Origin of the sequence: Erysipelothrix anatis (assembly GCF_009828745.1) — a bacterium.
In the GTDB taxonomy this organism is placed as follows: domain Bacteria; phylum Bacillota_I; class Bacilli_A; order Erysipelotrichales; family Erysipelotrichaceae; genus Erysipelothrix; species Erysipelothrix anatis.
Window position 1 is genome coordinate 1 of sequence record NZ_WTSX01000027.1, and the last position, 709, is coordinate 709.

General features: G+C 40.1%; 1 protein-coding gene. It reads right to left on the minus strand.

What is annotated here, in order from left to right; genetic code table 11:
- Window positions 1-709, minus strand: a 709-nt coding sequence (locus tag GVV19_RS10720) for a glycine rich domain-containing protein (protein ID WP_201288213.1), incomplete at both ends; no start/stop codon positions are given.

Genomic DNA, 709 nt, shown 5'->3' on the forward strand with positions numbered 1-709 from the left:
CACCAACCGTCACAAAAAGTTCTTCACCGGCTTCGAGATAGACTTCACCAGATGTATAGCCACCTTTTCCACCCGATCCTTGATGGCTGTCGGTACCTCCTTCGGCACCCCAAGCTTCAATTTTATAATAACCACTTTGTGGAATAACTACACGTTGCATTGACCCACTGTAATCGAAGTTCAAAGCAAGATTTCGCTTCACATTAAGAGTATAAACAGTAGGTTCAACCCCTTCACGCGTTACACTCACTCGAATGGTATTGTCTCCAACTTTGAGAGAGTCCAAACCACTCACACTAATGCTTGCCTTTTCATCAAAGGTTTCTGCTTCAATCTCCAAACCGACAGTTTGGTAACTATTTACATCATAGGTATACGTATCCCACGCAAACACTGCATTATTATTGAATGCATGATTTTTTACTTTTAAGTTGAATAACTTCGTTGATGCTTCACGTTGAAAATGCAAAGTATATACTTTGCTCGTTTTTCCATCCGCCGAGAAGACCGTTAATGTTTGGCTTTGATTGCCTTTTTTGAATTCGAGATATCCTGTACCAACGACTATCTGACTAAGATGTTGTTTATCAACTGTAATTTCATCTTTCGCTATGTATTCGCTGGCAATTGGAATTGTATACTCTGTTACCTCCGGATCAAAGCCATCAATGACTTTTCCATTAATACGAATCCCTTCAAGATTCGCTGA